Annotated in this window: 16 protein-coding genes; 10 read left to right on the top strand and 6 right to left on the bottom strand. The window is 70.0% G+C overall.

The window, feature by feature from the left end; all coding sequences use genetic code 11:
• Positions 1 to 11 precede the first annotated feature (11 nt).
• On the top strand, positions 12 to 1,406 hold the full coding sequence (locus tag bpln_RS20990) for a pyridoxal phosphate-dependent decarboxylase family protein (RefSeq protein ID WP_082465381.1): 1,395 nt from the start codon (positions 12 to 14) through the stop codon (positions 1,404 to 1,406).
• 509 nt (positions 1,407 to 1,915) lie between these two features.
• Here bpln_RS20990 and bpln_RS20985 read toward each other — a convergent pair.
• Positions 1,916 to 2,485, bottom strand: coding sequence for a helix-turn-helix domain-containing protein (locus bpln_RS20985; RefSeq protein ID WP_042627268.1), 570 nt, complete (start codon positions 2,483 to 2,485; stop codon positions 1,916 to 1,918).
• Positions 2,486 to 2,521: 36 nt separating this feature from the next.
• Here bpln_RS20985 and bpln_RS20980 point away from each other — a divergent pair, with 36 nt between their 5' ends.
• From bpln_RS20980 to denD, 8 genes are all read left to right on the top strand, one after another.
• Entirely contained in the window at positions 2,522 to 3,046 is a 525-nt protein-coding gene (locus tag bpln_RS20980; protein ID WP_042627267.1) for a GNAT family N-acetyltransferase, read from the top strand.
• A gap of 228 nt (positions 3,047 to 3,274) precedes the next feature.
• Positions 3,275 to 3,979, top strand: a complete 705-nt coding sequence (locus tag bpln_RS20975) for a FadR/GntR family transcriptional regulator (protein ID WP_042627266.1) — start codon at positions 3,275 to 3,277, stop codon at positions 3,977 to 3,979.
• A 46-nt stretch (positions 3,980 to 4,025) separates the two neighbouring features.
• Positions 4,026 to 4,916 (top strand): L-threonate dehydrogenase, encoded by an 891-nt coding sequence (gene ltnD, locus bpln_RS20970; protein WP_042627265.1) that lies wholly within the window; start codon positions 4,026 to 4,028, stop codon positions 4,914 to 4,916.
• A 31-nt stretch (positions 4,917 to 4,947) separates the two neighbouring features.
• On the top strand, positions 4,948 to 6,243 hold the full coding sequence (gene otnK, locus bpln_RS20965; protein ID WP_055139874.1) for a 3-oxo-tetronate kinase: 1,296 nt from the start codon (positions 4,948 to 4,950) through the stop codon (positions 6,241 to 6,243).
• Positions 6,240 to 6,878: a 3-oxo-tetronate 4-phosphate decarboxylase gene (otnC, locus tag bpln_RS20960; RefSeq protein WP_055139873.1), complete on the top strand. Its 639-nt coding sequence runs from the start codon at positions 6,240 to 6,242 to the stop codon at positions 6,876 to 6,878. The genes otnK and otnC overlap by 4 nt, the downstream gene beginning before the upstream one ends.
• Positions 6,879 to 7,038: 160 nt before the next feature.
• Positions 7,039 to 8,361: an MFS transporter gene (locus bpln_RS20955; RefSeq protein WP_055139872.1), complete on the top strand. Its 1,323-nt coding sequence runs from the start codon at positions 7,039 to 7,041 to the stop codon at positions 8,359 to 8,361.
• 101 nt (positions 8,362 to 8,462) lie between these two features.
• A complete protein-coding gene (gene otnI, locus bpln_RS20950; RefSeq protein WP_042627262.1) occupies positions 8,463 to 9,239 on the top strand; it encodes a 2-oxo-tetronate isomerase in 777 nt (258 codons plus the stop codon).
• A gap of 61 nt (positions 9,240 to 9,300) precedes the next feature.
• Complete coding sequence (gene denD, locus bpln_RS20945; RefSeq protein WP_055139871.1) at positions 9,301 to 10,272, top strand: D-erythronate dehydrogenase; 972 nt, start codon at positions 9,301 to 9,303, stop codon at positions 10,270 to 10,272.
• 99 nt (positions 10,273 to 10,371) lie between these two features.
• On the opposite strand, the gene bpln_RS20940 is transcribed toward denD, so the two are convergent.
• The 3 genes from bpln_RS20940 to bpln_RS20930 all read right to left on the bottom strand — a co-directional run bounded on the left by bpln_RS20940 (position 10,372) and on the right by bpln_RS20930 (position 13,502).
• Positions 10,372 to 11,394 (bottom strand): 2Fe-2S iron-sulfur cluster-binding protein, encoded by a 1,023-nt coding sequence (locus bpln_RS20940; RefSeq protein WP_055139870.1) that lies wholly within the window; start codon positions 11,392 to 11,394, stop codon positions 10,372 to 10,374.
• Between the two features lie 13 nt (positions 11,395 to 11,407).
• Positions 11,408 to 13,075: a hydroxylamine reductase gene (gene hcp, locus bpln_RS20935; protein WP_055139869.1), complete on the bottom strand. Its 1,668-nt coding sequence runs from the start codon at positions 13,073 to 13,075 to the stop codon at positions 11,408 to 11,410.
• 190 nt (positions 13,076 to 13,265) lie between these two features.
• Positions 13,266 to 13,502: a DUF3079 domain-containing protein gene (locus bpln_RS20930; protein WP_042627258.1), complete on the bottom strand. Its 237-nt coding sequence runs from the start codon at positions 13,500 to 13,502 to the stop codon at positions 13,266 to 13,268.
• Positions 13,503 to 13,717: 215 nt separating this feature from the next.
• Here bpln_RS20930 and bpln_RS20925 point away from each other — a divergent pair, with 215 nt between their 5' ends.
• Positions 13,718 to 14,407, top strand: a complete 690-nt coding sequence (locus tag bpln_RS20925; protein WP_055139868.1) for an aspartyl/asparaginyl beta-hydroxylase domain-containing protein — start codon at positions 13,718 to 13,720, stop codon at positions 14,405 to 14,407.
• Positions 14,408 to 14,459: 52 nt separating this feature from the next.
• Here the strand turns inward: bpln_RS20925 and bpln_RS20920 are convergent, their stop codons facing one another.
• Positions 14,460 to 15,410 carry a choline ABC transporter substrate-binding protein gene (locus tag bpln_RS20920; protein ID WP_055139867.1) on the bottom strand — a complete coding sequence of 317 codons (951 nt, stop codon included), beginning with the start codon at positions 15,408 to 15,410 and terminating at the stop codon, positions 14,460 to 14,462.
• Between the two features lie 135 nt (positions 15,411 to 15,545).
• A complete protein-coding gene (locus bpln_RS20915) occupies positions 15,546 to 16,550 on the bottom strand; it encodes a GlxA family transcriptional regulator (protein WP_123863691.1) in 1,005 nt (334 codons plus the stop codon).
• Positions 16,551 to 16,653: the final 103 nt, after the last annotated feature.

Below are 16,653 nucleotides of genomic sequence, written 5' to 3'. Positions count from 1 at the left end.
TCCTCGACGACATGACCACTTCCCTTCCGGCCCCGGGCAGCATTGCCGACATGAAAGCCGGCGAAATCGCCCTGCTTGCCGACGCCGATCAGCGCGCGGCCCAATATCTCGAGTCGGTCGAAACCCGGCGAGTTTTTCCCACGCCACATGCGATCGCGGCCTTGACCGCGTTCGACGAACCGCTCCCCGCACAGGGGCATTCGGCTCACGATACGCTGGCGTTGCTCGACGACGTCGGGTCGCCCGCCACGGTGGCCTCCAATGGGCCGCGCTATTTCGGCTTCGTCGTCGGGGCGTCGTTGCCGGGCGCGGCCGCCGCCGAGAGGTTGATGATGGCCTGGGACCAAGGCGCACCGCTGGCCATGACGTCTCCCGTCAGCGCGCGCATCGAGGCGGTGGCCGGTAACTGGCTGCTTGAAGCGCTCGATCTTCCGCGTGGCAGTGCAGTGGGCTTCGGCACGTCGGCCACGGCATGCGGGCTGGGTTGCCTCGCGGCCGCGCGGCGCTCCCTGCTCAAGCGAGCGGGGTGGGATCTCGACGCAAAGGGACTCTACGGGGCGCCGCGAATTCGCGTGGTGGTATCGGCGCGGATTCACGTCGTGGTGCTCAAGGCGTTGCGGGTGCTGGGCTTCGGCGCGGAGCAGGTCATTGCGGCAGCCACCGATGCGCACGGCCGCGTCGATCCCGAACGTCTGCCCGAACTCGACGCCAACACCATCCTTTGCCTGCAGGCCGGCGAGGTGAACACTGGTGAATTTGATCCGTTCGCGGCACTCATTCCGAAGGCAAAGGCAACAGGTGCCTGGGTTCATGTGGATGGCGCGTTCGGGTTGTGGGCGCGCGCGTCGCAGGCGTTGCGACACCATACGGACGGTGTGGAGCTCGCGGACAGCTGGACCACCGACGGGCATAAGTGGCTGAATACCCCCTACGACTGCGCGATGGCGATCTGCCGCGATCCCGACGCGCTGGCGGAAACCTTGAGCAGCGATGCCGTCTACGCCACCGGCTCGCGCCTGGCCCAGAAGAACCTCACGCTCGAATTCTCCCGACGCCCTCGCGGCATCACGATCTGGGCCGCGCTGCGCACGCTCGGCCGGCAGGGCGTGGCCGCGATGGTGGAGCGTCATTGTGCCCAGGCGACCCGATTGGCACAGGGATTGCGCGATGCCGGCTTCGACGTGCTGAATCGCGTCGTTCTCAACCAGGTGCTGGTGCGAGGCAAGGACGACGCGCAGACGGCCGCGATCCGCCAGGCGGTGGAGCATTCGGGCCAGGCCTGGTTCGGTCCGGCGGTCTGGGACGGACGTCCCGCATTCCGCCTCAGCGTTTCGTCCTGGCGTACCGAAGATGCCGATATCGACCTGACCGTCGCGCTGATTCGGAGCGCCCGCGACTCGGCTTGACGGTCGGCAAGTCATACGGCCCCGGCGGGCCGTCCACGGATTCGTGTCGAACGTTCCGGACAGTTTCAGGGCAGGCCACTCGCATCGGGACGGACGTCGAGACACGACGTCGAGGTGCAGCCGCCGCGCGTGACGCCGGCCGATCGGCGCGCTGGATCGTCGACTCGATCGAGCGGGGAATGTCGTCGCGGCGCATCGAGCGGCGGCGCCACCGGCGCCTCCATGCAAGCGGGGCCCGGGCGCCGCGAGGCAATCGTATCGCGGCCGGTCCGCGGCGCTGCAGCCGAGACGCAGACCGCGGGTCAGGAGCGCGCCGCGGTTCGCGGCTATCCGGCCATTGAAATACCTTCATCGACGTATCAAAACTGCGGTTTTCGGGGTGCCCTTGCCCTTGCCCGAGTCGTGCCAGCCGCATGCAGAGCCGTCCAGGCGGTCGCCCTTCCGGGCTGGTCACCCAAACGATGTCCGTCTCGTCCAGCTTTCGATGCTGATTCATCGGCACGGCAAGGCTAGGGCTTGCGCAGCACGATCACCGCGTACTTGCAGCTCGCCCGGCCGTCGTTACGGAACACGCAGTCGCCCGGCGGCCCGACCTCCAGGCAGTCGCCGGCCCGCAGCCGCTGCGGCTCGCCGCCCTCCACGAACACCAGCTCGCCGTCAAGCACCCAGATCAGCTGCTGCATCTGCAGATAGGCCGAGGCCGGCATCGGGATCTCGGCGCCCGGCGGCAGGTCGATCTCGACCAGCGTCAGCGGCGACACCGATTTCGGCGACACATGGCGGCGCACGTAGCCGCTTTGCGGATCGACCCAGACCGGCTGGTCGTCGGCGCGCAGCAGGCGCCCTTCGGCCAGCTCGGCCAGCGCCAGCAGCGCCGACATGGTCAGGTTGAACGCGCCGGCCAGCTTGGCCAGCGAGGTGGCGGTGGGGCTGCTCTCGCCGCGCTCGATCTTGTGGATCATCGCGCGCGACACGCCCGACTGCCGCGCCAGATCCGTCAGCGACCAGCCACGGCGCTCGCGCTCGGCCCGGATTCGCGCGCCGATGCGTTGATCGATATCGTCTACTATCGTGTACACTCGTTTCAATTTAATGGACGGCCCGGGGAGGCTGGGATGGAAATTCGCGACGCGCGCCAGCAGGATGTCGAAGGTATCACGGCAATCTACAACGACGCCGTGATGAACACGCTGGCGATCTGGAACGAGACGGCCGTGGACACGGCGAACCGCACCGCGTGGCTCGCCGATCGCGGCCGCGCCGGCTACCCGGTGCTGGTGGCCGTGGATGACGCGCAGCAGGTCCACGGCTACGCGTCGTTCGGCGACTGGCGCCCGTTCGACGGCTTTCGCGCCACCGTCGAGCACTCGATCTATGTGCGCGCCGACCAGCGCGGCAACGGCATCGGCCGGCTGCTGATGGTGGCGCTGATCGAGCGCGCCCGCGCGATCGGCAAGCACGTGATGGTGGCCGGCATCGAGGCCAACAACGCCGGCTCGATCCGGCTGCACGAGACGCTCGGCTTCGAGAACACCGGCACGCTGCGGCAGGTCGGCATGAAGTTCGGCCAGTGGCTCGACCTGACGTTCATGCAATTGACGCTCGACGCACGGGCCACGCCGGACGCGAAGCTTTCGTGATGCCGTGATGCCGTGATGCGCCGGCGGACACCCTCCGCCGGCCAGCTAACCCGCCACCCGCTCCAGGACCGCCCCCCTCCAGGACGCCGCGCGCTCCGCGCCCGTGCCCGCCTGTTTCCGCCACCGCCCCACCCGCGACGCATCGCCCTTCCCCGGGTAATTCCCGATGACGGCCCATCTTCCAAAATTTGTATGATGACCACATAACCTGACAAACCCGACCGATCCATGTTCGAGAAAATCCCGGCGCGCGCGATGAGTGACACCGTCGCGCAGCAACTGCTCACGCAGATCGAGATCGGCAGCTTCGCCGGCACCGGCAAGCTGCCGACCGAATCCGTGCTGGCGCAGCAGTTCGGCGTGAGCCGCACGGTGATCCGCGAGGCGATCTCGCGGCTCAAGAACGAAGGCGTGGTCGAACCGCGCCAGGGCAGCGGCGTGTTCATCGCGCAGCACGGCGCGATCCGGCCGCTGCGGATCGACTACGCGGAGGCCGTGGAAGCGGGCTCGCTGGTGCATCTGCTCGCGGTGCGCCGCGCGATCGAGGCCGAGGTGGCCGCCGAGGCCGCGCAGCGCCGAACCGACGCCGACCTGCGCCGCATCGACGAGGCGCTCGCGAAGATCGACGCGGCCGTGGCCGCGGGTCGCGACGGCGTGGCCGAGGACATCGCGTTCCACCGCACGATCGCCGCCGTCACCGGCAACCCCTATTTCCTGAAGACGCTGAGCTTCCTGAACCAGTACCTCGAAGCAGGCGTGATCGTCACGCGCCGCAACGAGGCGACGCGCGAGGATTTCTCGCGCCAGGTGCGCGAGGAGCACGCGGCGATCGCCGACGCGATCCGCGCCGGCGACGCGCTGGCCGCCAGCACCGCGGCGCGCATCCACCTGGTCAACGCCGCGCGGCGTCTCGCGCAGGCGGGCCTTTGCTGATCCATTCGCCCGGCCATCCGGGCACCCGTTCGATACGAGGATTCACATGTCACGACAAGTAGGCGTCATCGGGCTCGGCGCGATGGGGCTCGGCGTCGCGCGCTCGCTGCTGCGCGCCGGGTTCCGCGTCCATGCATGCGACGTGCGCGACAGCGTGCTCGACGCGTTCGCGGCCGAGGGCGGCATCGGCTGCGCCACGCCCGCCGAACTCGGCGCGCGGTGCGAGGTGGTGGTCACGCTGGTGGTCAACGCGGCGCAGACCGAAACCGTGCTGTTCGGCGAACACGGCGCGGTGCCGGCCATGCGGCCCGGCGCGGTGGTGATCTCGAGCGCCACGGTCGCGCCGGAATTCGCCCGGCAGCTCGGCGCGCGCGTCGAGGCGGCCGGGCTGCTGATGCTCGACGCGCCGGTGTCCGGCGGCGCCGCGCGCGCGGCCTCGGGCGAGATGACGATGATGACCTCGGGGCCGGCCGCCGCCTACGCGGCCTGCGAGGACGTGCTCGCGGCGATCTCGGGCAAGGTCTACCGGCTCGGCGCCGAACACGGCGTGGGCTCGAAGGTCAAGATCATCAACCAGCTGCTGGCCGGCGTGCATATCGCCGCGGCCGCCGAGGCGATGGCGCTCGGCCTGCGCGAGGGCGTGGACGCCGACGCGCTCTACGAGGTGATCACGCACAGCGCCGGCAACTCCTGGATGTTCGAGAACCGCGTGCCGCACATCCTGAACGGCGACTACACGCCGCTTTCGGCCGTCGACATCTTCGTCAAGGATCTGGGCCTCGTGCTCGATACCGCGCGCCGCAGCAAGTTCCCGCTGCCGCTGTCGGCCACCGCGCACCAGATGTTCATGAACGCATCGAGCGCCGGCCACGGCGGCGAGGACGATTCCGCCGTGATCAAGACCTTCCCCGGCATCACGCTGCCGCCGGCCCGCTGAATCGCTGATCCGCGCCCTCATCCTCATCACCATGACCGATTCCCCGTCCCCCGCCCGTCCGCTGCTCGGCTGCATCGCCGACGATTTCACCGGCGCGACCGATCTCGCGAACATGCTCGTGAAGAGCGGCATGCGCACGGTCCAGACCATCGGCGTGCCCGAACCGGGCGCGCGGCTCGACGCCGACGCGATCATCGTGGCGCTGAAGTCGCGCACGATTCCGGCCGCCGACGCCGTCGCCCGGTCGCTCGCCGCGCTCGCGTGGCTGCGCGAGCAGGGCTGCCGCCAGTTCTATTTCAAGTACTGCTCGACCTTCGATTCGACCGACGCCGGCAACATCGGCCCGGTGGCCGACGCGCTCGCCCGCGCGCTCGGCGCCGACGATGCGCTCGCGATCGCCTGCCCCGCGTTCCCCGAGACGGGCCGCACGATCTATCGCGGCCACCTGTTCGTCGGGGACGCGCCGCTCGACGAATCGGGCATGGAGAACCATCCGCTCACGCCGATGAAGGACGCGAACCTGGTGCGCGTGCTGCAGCGGCAGACGCCGTCGAGGGTCGGCCTGGTGCGCTACGACACGATCGCGCGCGGCGCCGGCGCGGTGCGCGAGGCGTTCGCCGCGCTGCGCGCCGACGGCGTGCGCTACGCGATCACCGACGCGCTGTCCGACGCGGACCTGCACGCGGTGGGCGAGGCCTGCGCCGATCACGTACTCGTGACGGGCGGCTCGGGCATCGCGCTCGGCCTGCCGGCCAACTTCCGCCGCGCGGGCCTGCTGCCCGGGCGCGGCGACGCGGCGGCGCTGCCGCGCGTCGAGGGCGGCGCCGTGGTGCTGGCCGGCAGCGCGTCGAAGGCGACCAACGCGCAGGTGGCCGAGTGGCGCGCGAGCCGCCCGGCGTTCCGCCTCGATCCGATCGCGATCGCGCACGGCGAGCCGGTGGTGGCCGACGCCCTCGCGTTCTTCGACGCGCATCCGGACGAGCCGGTGCTGATCTACGCCACCGCCACGCCCGACGAGGTGAAGGCGGTGCAGCAGCGGCTCGGCGTCGAGGCCGCGGGCGCGCTGGTCGAGCTGACGCTGGCCGAGATCGCGCGCGGGCTGCTCACGCGCGGCGTGCGCCGCTTCGTGGTGGCGGGCGGCGAAACCTCGGGCGCGGTGGTGCAGGCGCTCGGCGTGCGCGCGCTGCAGATCGGCGCGCAGATCGACCCCGGCGTGCCCGCCACCGCCACGCTCGACGGCAAGTTCGCGCTGGCGCTGAAGTCCGGCAATTTCGGCGCCGTCGATTTCTTTGCCAGAGCACTGGCACGCCTGGAGAGCCTTGCATGAAAGACGAACACCAACTGCGCGAAACCATCTGCGAAGTGGGCGCGAGCCTGTTCGCGCGCGGCCACGCGGTGGGCACCGCCGGCAACATCAGCGCGCGGCTCGACGACGGCTGGCTGATCACGCCCACCGACGCGTGCCTCGGCCGGCTCGATCCGGCGCGCATCGCCAAGGTCGATCTCGACGGCAACACCGTGTCCGGCGACAAGGCCTCGAAGACGCTCGCGCTGCATCGCGGCATCTACGCGCGCAATCCCGAATCGCGCGGCGTGGTTCACACGCACTCGACGCATCTCGTCGCGCTGACGCTCGCGGGTGTCTGGCGCGACGAGGACGTGCTGCCGCCGATCACCCCGTACTACGTGATGAAGGTCGGCCACGTGCCGCTGATCCGCTACCGGCGCCCCGGCGATCCGGAAGTCGCGGCCGAGGTGGCCGCGCTGGCCGACCGCGTGCGCGGCGTGCTGCTCGAACGGCTCGGGCCGGTGGTGTGGGCGCCGTCGGTCGAACAGGCCTCGGCGGTGCTCGAGGAACTGGAGGAAACCGCGCGGCTGTGGCTGATGACGAACCCGAAGCCGGCGCCGCTCGACGAGCCCGCGCTCGACGACCTGCGCCGCAGCTTCGGCGCGCGCTGGTGACACTCGCCATCTGCATCAACCGCGCCACCTCGGCCACGCCTGGCGGGCCCGTCCAGCGCGCCGACACCGCCGGCATGACCATCCGCGTCGCACGCCGCGCCGCCCCGAACGACCGACGACGCGTCCACCATACGGCGCGCGCAACCTGCTGGAGACTACGATGACCCCGTACCAAGCCGCCGCTTCTCCCGACACGATCCAGGCCGATCCGGCCGCGCTCGATGCCACCTACCGCAAGGTGTTCTGGCGCATCGTGCCGTTCCTGATGCTCTGTTACGTGGTGGCCTACCTGGACCGCGTCAACGTCGGCTTCGCGAAGCTGCAGATGTCGCAGGATCTGGCGTTCAGCGAAACGGTGTTCGGGCTCGGCGCGGGCATCTTCTTCGTCGGCTATTTCCTGTTCGAGCTGCCGAGCAACCTGCTGATGCACAAGATCGGCGCGAAGATCTGGATCGCGCGGATCATGATCACCTGGGGCCTGCTGTCGGCCGCGTTCGTATTCGTCAGGACACCGATGCAGTTCTACGTCCTGCGCTTCCTGCTCGGCCTCGCCGAGGCGGGCTTCTACCCCGGCGTGATCCTCTACCTGACCTACTGGTTCCCCTCCCACCGGCGCGCGAAGATCATCGCGGTGTTCATGTCGGCGATCCCGGTCTCGGGGATCTTCGGCAATCCGCTGTCGGGCTGGATCATGCAGCAGTTCCACGGCGGCGCGGGCTTCCACGGCTGGCAGTGGATGTTCATGATCGAGGCGGTGCCGGCCGTGCTGGTGGGCGTGGCCACGCTGGTCTACCTCGACAACGGCATCCGCCAGGCGAAGTGGCTGGACGCGCGCGAGAAGCAGATGCTGATCGACGAGATCGACGCGCAGCCGCACCTGAACTCGCACGAGAAGCATTCGCTGCGCGCCGTGTTCGCCGATCCGCGCATGTGGTGGATGTCGCTGATCTACTTCACGTTCGTGACCGGCCAGTACGGCCTCACGTTCTGGATGCCGACGCTCGTCAAATCGACCGGGATCCAGGACACCTTCGTGATCGGGCTGCTCTCGGCGATCCCGTTCGCGGTGGCGATCGTGGTGATGAACCTGTTCGGCCACAGCTCGGATCGCCGCCGCGAGCGCCGCTGGCACCTGATCATCCCGTCGACGATGGGCACCGTGGGCTTCGCCGTCGCCGCGCTGTTCCCGCACAACACCGCCGTGTCGATCGTGTTCCTGTCGATCGCGGCGGGCGGCGTGCTGACCTGCGCGCCGCTGTTCTGGTCGCTGCCCACCGCGTTCCTCGCCGGCAGCGCGGCCGCGGCCGGCATCGCCATCATCAACTCGGTCGGCAACCTGGCCGGCTTCGCGAGCCCCTACGTGATCGGCTATCTGCGCGACGCGACGCACAGCACCGCGTCGGGCATGTACCTGCTGGCCGGCATGCTCGTAATCGGCTCGATCGCCGTGTGGCTGACGCCCGCCAGGCTCGTGAACCGATGAGCCGCGCCGGGCAGCCCTGATCCACCCTGATCCATTTCTCCGCCGCGCGCCGGGCACGCCCGAGCGCGGCGCCGCTCCCTCCTTCTGATGGAACCGCCGCCATGCCACGCTTCGCCGCGAATCTTTCGATGATGTACCACGAGCAGCCGTTCCTCGAGCGCTTCGCCGCCGCCGCGCGCGACGGCTTCCGGGCGGTCGAGTACCTGTTCCCCTACGAGTTCCCCGCCGCCGAGCTGAAGGCGCGGCTCGACGGCGCCGGACTCGTGCAGGCGCTGTTCAACGCGCCGCCCGGCGACTGGGCGGCCGGCGAACGCGGCATCGCCGCGCTGCCGGGCCGCGAGGACGAATTCCGCCGCGCCGTGGACACCGCGCTCGACTACGCACGCGTGATCGGCAACGACAAGCTGCACGTGATGGCCGGGCTGGTGGCCGCCGACGCCGACCGCGCGCGCCACCGCGACACCTATCTGCGCAATCTCGCCTACGCGGCGCAGGCCGCGCAGGGCGCCGGGCTGCAGGTGCTGATCGAGCCGATCAACACGCGCGACATGCCCGGCTACTTCCTGAACCGCCAGGACGACGCGCAGGCGATCTGCCGCGAAGTGGGCGCGCCGAACCTGCGCGTGCAGTTCGACTGCTATCACTGCCAGATCGTCGAGGGCGACCTCGCGAGGAAGCTCGAACGCGACTTCGCCGGCATCGGCCACATCCAGGTGGCCGGCGTGCCCGAGCGGCACGAGCCGGACCTCGGCGAACTGAACTACCCGTACCTGTTCACGCTGATCGACCGGCTCGGCTACGACGGCTGGATCGGCTGCGAGTACCGGCCGAAGGCCGGCACCTCGGCCGGCCTCGGCTGGCTGCGCCCGTACCTGTGAGCCGCCGCGCCCACGCTTCGCGCCCCGTCGCGCGCCCCTCAACCGAACCACGCACACACCCATGAAAGTCCTGATCACCGGCGGCGCCGGCTTCCTCGGCCGCCGCCTTGCCACCCAACTGCTCGCCCGCGGCGAACTCGCCGGCCCGAACGGCACGCCCGAGCGCATCGACGAACTGCTGCTGCTCGACGTGGTCGAGGCCACCGGCTTCGCCGACGCGCGCGTCACCACGCTGGTCGGCGACATCGCCGATCGCGCCGTGCTGGAGCGCGCGATCGACACGCACACCGGCGCGATCTTTCATCTCGCGGCCATCGTGAGCGGCCAGGCCGAGGCCGATTTCGAACTCGGCATGCGCATCAACCTCGATGCGTCGCGCACGCTGCTGGAAGTGTGCCGCGCGCGCGGCCATCGCCCGCGCGTGGTGTTCACGAGCTCGGTGGCCGTCTATGGCGGCGCGCTGCCCGAGGTCGTGCAGGACGACACCGCGCTCAATCCGCAATCGTCGTACGGCACGCAGAAGGCGATCGCCGAACTGCTGCTCTGCGACTACGCGCGGCGCGGCTTCGTGGACGGCCGCGTGCTGCGGCTGCCCACCATCAGCGTGCGGCCGGGGCGGCCGAACGCGGCGGCCTCGTCGTTCGCGAGCGGCATCATCCGCGAGCCGCTCAACGGCGAGGAATCGGTCTGCCCGGTGCCGCTCGACACGCGACTCTGGCTGCTCTCGCCGCGCCGCGCGATCGACGCGCTGGTGGCCGGCTGCGAACTCGACGGCGAAAAGCTCGGCGGCCGCCGCATCGTCAACCTGCCGGGGATCTCGGTCAGCGTCGGCGAGATGATCGACGCGCTGCGCGAGGTGGCCGGCGACGCGCCGGTGGCGAAGATCCGCCACGCGGTCGACCCGCGCGTGGTGGCGATCGTCGGCAGCTGGCCGGGCCGCTGGGACGTGTCGCGCGCCGCGTCGCTCGGCCTGGTCGGCGACGCGACGTTCGCCGACGTGATCCGCGCCTATCTCGAGGACGAGCGCGGCTGATATCAAGCCCGCGTTCTGCCGTGCAAAAATGAAACCTCGCCGCCGGAAGCCCCGGCGGCGAGGTTTTTTCATCACGCACGGCGACGTCGACCCGCGCCGCTACACGGCAAAGCGCTCGCTCGCGAACTGCGCGTCGGGCACGCCGGCCGCGAGCGCGGTCTGCCGCGCGGCCTGCACGAGCGGCGGCGGCCCGCACACGTAGAGATCGGGCGACGCGCCGGCCCGCGCGAGCGCCGCGCCCAAGGCCTCGGCCGGCGTACCGCGAAAGCCGGCCCACGCCTCACCGGCGTGCCACACGCACAGCTCGACGCGCAACTGCGGCAGCTCGGCGCGCAGCCGGTCGAGTTCGTCGAGCATGATCAGCTCGCTCTGGTGGTTGACGCCGAAGAACAGCCGCGCATCGACCATCTCCTGATACTCGGCCATGCGCCTCAGCATCGACAGGATCGGCGCGAGGCCGGTGCCGCCGGCCACGAACCAGCGCGGGCGAAGGCTCTCGGCAAACAGGCCGAAGCCGCCCATCGGCACGTGGACGGTCAGCGCGTCGCCCGGCCGTGCCCGCTCGCGCAGGTAGGTCGAGAACCAGCCGCCCGCGCGCAGCCGGATCAGGAATTCGAGGCGGCCGTCCCAGTTGCTGGTGTTGGCGAGCGAGTACGGCCGGCGCCGGCCGCTGCCCGGCACCTCCAGCTCCGCGAACTGGCCCGGCTCGAACTCCACGGCCGAGCCGGACACGCCGTCGGGCACCACCTGCAGCTCGACGCGCAGCGTGTCGGCGGCGATCGCGTCGAGCGCCGCGATCGTGGCGGCGCGCGCCGGCACCGGATGCAGCAGCACCTTGGCCGCGTCGTAGGGCGCCGTGAGCCGCAGGTCGCCGAGCGGCACGGTCCGGCACAGCAGCACGGCGTCGGGCTGGCCGGCAGGCAGCGCGTCGGCGCTGGTGTCGCGCATCGCGTAGGCACCGTCGACGGCGTTCGCCTGGCACGCGCCGCAGCTGCCGCGCCGGCACTGCGACGGCAGCGTGATGCTGGCCTCGGCCGCAGCCGCGAGCACGTCCTGGCCGGGCTCGCAGCCGAAGTCGAAGCGCGCGCCGTCGCGGGTCGTCAGCTCGATTCGATAGCTCATCGCGCCGCCCCGCTCACGCGGCCGTGTGCGCGAGCGCCGCCGCCAGATCCTCGCCCGCGTCGCCGATCGGCCGGATGCCGAACTGCTCCACCAGCACGGCCAGCGCACCTGGCGTTAGAAACGCCGGCAGCGACGGCCCGAGGTGGATGTTGCGCAGGCCGAGCGCAAGCATCGTCAGCAGCACCGCCACCGCCTTCTGCTCGAACCACGACACCACGAACGACAGCGGCAGCTCGTTCACGCCGCAACCGAGTTCGCCGGCCAGCGCGGTCGCGATCCGGATCGCCGAGTAGCTGTCGTTGCACTGGCCGAGGTCGAGCAGGCGCGGGATGCCGCCGATCTCGCCGAACCCGTGCCGGTTGAAGCGGTACTTGTTGCAGCCGAGCGTCATCACGACCGTGTCGGCCGGCGTCTGCTGCGCGAACTCGGTGTAGTAGTTGCGACCGGGCGCGGCGCCGTCGCAGCCGCCGATCAGGAAGAAGTGGCGGATCTGCCCGGCCTTGATCGCGGCCAGCACCTGATCGGCCACGCCGAGTACCGCGTGCCGGCCGAAGCCCACCGTGATGGTCTGTTCGGGCGCGGTGGCCGGGAAGCCGGGCAGCGCCTGCGCCGCGCGGATCAACATCGAGAAGTCGTGATGTTCGAGGTGGCGCACGCCGGGCCAGCCCACCGGCCCGGTCGTGAAGATTCGCTGCCGGTATTGCGGCAGCGGCTCGATGATGCAGTTGGACGTCATCAGCACCGGCCCCGGGAAATGCGCGAAGTCGCTCTGCTGGTCCTGCCACGCGCCGCCGTAATTGCCGGCCAGATGCGGGAACGCCTTCAGCATCGGATAGGCATGGGCCGGCAGCATCTCGCCGTGCGTATAGACCTGGATGCCGGTGCCGGCCGTCTGCTCCAGCAGCGCATGCAGATCGCCGAGATCGTGGCCGGACACGAGGATCGCCTTGCCCGCCACCGGCGAGACGCGCACCGCCGTGGGCCGCTGCGTGCCGAAGCGGCCGGTGTTCGCGTTGTCGAGCAGTTCCAGCACCATCAGGTTCAGGCGGCCGAGTTCGAGCGCCTGGCCGAGCAGCGCGGTGATGTCGGTGGGCGCGGCCGCGAGCGACACCAGCGCCGCCTCGACGCCCGCGAACACCTCGTCGCGTTCGTAGCCGAGCACGCGTGCATGGTGGGCATAGGCGCAGACGCCCTTCAGGCCGTACAGCACCAGCGCGCGCAGGCCGATCACGTCCTCGCCCGCCGCGTCCGCGCCGGCCTCGATGCCCACCGCCGACGCCTGCGCCAGCAGGCCGGCCAGATCGTCGGCCGGCCGCCAGGCGGCTGGCCCCGGCAGCGCCGGCACGTCCTGCCCGGTCGCACGCGCCTTCGCTTCACAGGCGGCCTTCACGCGGTCGCGGATCTGCGCCGCCTCGCGCAGCATGGCGACGAAGCGCGCCGCATGGAAATTCACATTGGTCAGCGTCGTGAACATCGCGTACAGCATGAAGCGCTCGGCCTCGCGATCGGGTTCGCCGAGCCGGCGCGCGAGCGCCCCATACTGGGCGATGCCCTTCACCGCATGGACCAGCAGGTCCTGCAGGTCGGCCGTCGTCGCATCCTTGCCGCAGTTGCCTTTCGCCGACGCGCATCCGGGCCGCGCGCCGGTCCGGTCGGTCTGCTCGCATTGGTAGCAAAACACGTTGCTCTCCTTGTTCGATCGTGGGGTGCGGGTCGGCGCGAGCGGCGGCGAACGATGTGTCCAGCCACCGGGGCATCTCGCCCGCTTCAAGATGCGTGCTTCATGCATCTTTTTTATGATGTTTCGCGGTCGGGCTTGCCGTTTTGATGCAGGTTAAGGAAAGAGATACGCCGCGCCGCCTCGCGCGGGTTCAGGACTGGCCGCGTTCCCCGGCCTGCGCGCCGGCGGTCTCGGTCGCGGTTTCGCCGTCGTCGACCTCGATGCCCCAGTCGCCGAAGCGATACCAGTCGTCGCCGAGCAGTTCGCACGGGTGCTGGGTGCGGCTGGAACCGTTACCGCAGCGCATCGCGTGGGTGGGGCAATAGTTGTCGCATCCCCAGCAGACCCGTTCCGGATGCAGGGGATGCAGGGGGAATTTCTTGGCCATGGTGAGTGTCGTCCGTGGTGGTCCGGCGGCATCTGGCGCGCCGCCCCTCGACTCTAGTCCACGAACCGCGCCACGCGGATACGACATTCCTTCGCACCGCCGAAGCGGGCCGGCCGGCGTCAGTCACCTTTTCGTCAGCGGGTGTAACCTGACGTAACCCGATGGCTGCCCGGAATCGGGCAGTATGTCCGGGATTGCCCCGACGCTACAGAATCATGTCCGCCGTCTACGACTACGCCACCGATCTGCTTCGTTCGTTGTACGACCGCCACATCGAAAACGGTGCGGTGCTCGAGAGCACCGCGTTCCCCGACGCGGCGCGCTTTGCCGGCGCGTGGCGCGAGATTCGCGCGGAAGCGCTCGAGGTGGCGCGCGACCTGCCGCGCATCCCGCGCTTCCACGACATCATGAGCGAGCAGGCCGACATCTCCGCGAACGACAATCGCGACTGGCGCATGTTCATCATGCAGGCCTACGGCGTGCGCTTCGCGAAGAACCGCGCGCGCTGCCCGCGGCTCACCGAGATCGTCGACGCCTCTCCCGACGTGCTGTCTGCCTCGCTGTCGTTCCTCGCGCCGGGCAAGCACATCCCGCCGCATCGCGGGCCGTTCCGCGGCGTGCTGCGCGGGTACCTGGTGCTGTCGATGCCGAAGCGCGACGACGGCACGCCCGCCGCCGTGCTGAAGGTGGACGGCCGCGATTACCGGCTCGAGGACGGCCAGTTCCTGCTGTGGGACGACACCTTCGAACACGAGGTCTGGAACGACAGCGACAGCGTGCGGATCGTGCTGCTGCTCGACATCCGCCGCCGCGACCTGCCGGTGGGCCTGCAGCTGCTGTCGGCCGCGATCGTGCAGGTGATCCGGCTGGGCATCCGGCTGCGCGGCGGCTCGATCCCGGTCTGAACCCGACCTGAACCCCGCACCGGCGCGCCTCGGGCGACGCGCCGGCCCGCGCTCAATGCGCGCTCAGATACTGCTTCACGGCCGGCAGCCCCGGCTTGCCGTCGAACGTCGTCACGCCGGCCAGCCACTTGTCGAGCACCTGCGGGTTCGCCTTCAGCCATGCGTTCGCGGCCTTGTTCGGATCCTCCTTGTTCATGATCGGCACCATCACGTGGTTCTCGATCTCGGTGCTGAACTGCAGGTTCGACACGAACTTCGCCACGTTCGGGCAGCGCGCCGCGTAGTCGGGCGGCGTGGCCGTCAGCACGCGCGCTTCGCCGAAGTTCGGGCCGAACACGTCGTCGCCGCCCGTCAGGTAGTCCATCTTGAACTGCACGTTCATCGGATGCGGTTCCCAGCCGAGGAACACGATCCACTGCTTGTTGCGGATCGCGCGGCTCACCTCCACCAGCATGCCCGCCTCGCTCGACTCCACCAGCTTGAACTTGCCGAGCCCGTACTGGTTGCCGTCGATCATCTTGCGGATCAGCGCGTTGCCGTCGTTGCCGGGCTCGATGCCGTAGATCTTGCCATCGAGCCTGTCGGCGTACTTCTGGATGTCGGCGAACGACTTCAGGCCGCCCTGGTAGACGTAGTCGGGCACCGCCAGCGTGTACTTCGCGCCGGTCAGGTTCGGCGTGGCGAGCACCTTGATCGTGCCTGCCTTGGTGAACGGCGCGATGATCGGGTCCATGGTCGGCGACCAGTAGCCGAGGAACACGTCGATCTGCTTGCTCCTGATTCCCGCGAACGTGATCGGCACCGAGGCGATGGTCTTGGTCGGCGTATAGCCGAGCCCGGCCAGCATCGTCGAGGCGAGCCCGGTGGTGGCCGCGATGTCGCTCCAGCCGACGTCGGCGAAGCGCACCGTCTTGCAGGCCTGCGGGTCGGCCGCGCGCGCGGCCGTCCAGGGCGTCACGGCCATCCCGAGCCCGCAGGCCGCCGTGATCAGGAATCGTTTCATGTTCTTCTCTCCTCTCAGCTGGGTTCAATACACAGGACAAGACAGGGTTCGGCACGGAGCGGCGCGGCCCGGTGCCGGCATCGACGGCCGGCTTCGCGCGGGCCGGTTTCCCTCGCCCGATTCGATGCCCGGGTTTCAGCGCCCCGGCGTGCGGCGCTCGTAGCTCGGCGCGTGGCCGAACTGCGCGCGGTACGCCTTGCTGAAATGACACGGCGAGTGGAAGCCGCAGACGGTCGTCACGCGCGCGATCGACGCGTCGGTGGTGCGCAGCAGGTCGCGCGCGCGCTTGAGCCTGAGCGTCAGGTAATAGTGGGTGGGCGAAACGTTCAGGTAGATCTTGAACATGCGCTGCAGGTGCCGCTGCGAGAGCCGCACGAGCCGCGCGAGTTCGTCGAGCGAGAGCGGTTCCTCGATGTTGGCCTCCATCAGCCGCACCACCTCGACCAGTTCCGCGCGTGAGAAGCCGACGCGCGCGTCGACCGGGATCGGCTGCGGATCACTCGCGCCGCGGATCCGTTCGAGGATGAACTGCTCGGAGACCTGCGCGGCCAGCGACTGGCCGAGCCGCGCGCCCACCAGGTTCAGCATCAGGTCGAGCGGCGCGGTGCCGCCGGTACAGGTGAGCCGGTCGCGATCGACCACGAACAGCTCGTCGGCGAAGGCCACCCGCGGGAATTCCGCATGCAGCACCGAAAGATTCTCCCAGTGGACCGTGCAGCGATAGCCGTCGAGCAGGCCGGCCGACATCAGCGCGTAGGCGCCGGTGCAGATCCCGCCGAGCGGCACCCCGCGCGCGGCCAGCGCCGCCAGCGCCTCGCGCGTGCGCGCGTCCACCACGTCGCGAATCCGGATCCCGCCGCAGACGATCATCACGTCGGGCAGCGGGCCGTCGGGATCGAGCGGCTCGGTGGGCCGCACCGCGATACCGTTGCTCGCCTGCACGGGGCCGCCGTCGAGCGAATGGATCGACCAGCGGTAATGCTCGGCGCGGCCGACGTAGTTCGCCATCCGCAGCACCTCGACCGCGCTGGTGAACGCGATCATCGAGAAATGCGGCAGCGTCAGGAATCCGAAATGCGCGAGCGGCGGCGCGGCCGCCGCTCGGGCGGCGGGCGCGGGCTCGACTGCGAGGCTACTCACGATCGCTCTCCCGACATGAGCAGGTTGCACGAAGCCGGTGCCGGCGACGGATGGCCGCCGGCACCGGCAACAGGAACGAAACGGCTCAGGCGAACCCGGGCGG

This window comes from Burkholderia plantarii (assembly GCF_001411805.1).
GTDB lineage: Bacteria > Pseudomonadota > Gammaproteobacteria > Burkholderiales > Burkholderiaceae > Burkholderia > Burkholderia plantarii.
This window is presented reverse-complemented; position numbering and strand designations above follow the sequence as displayed.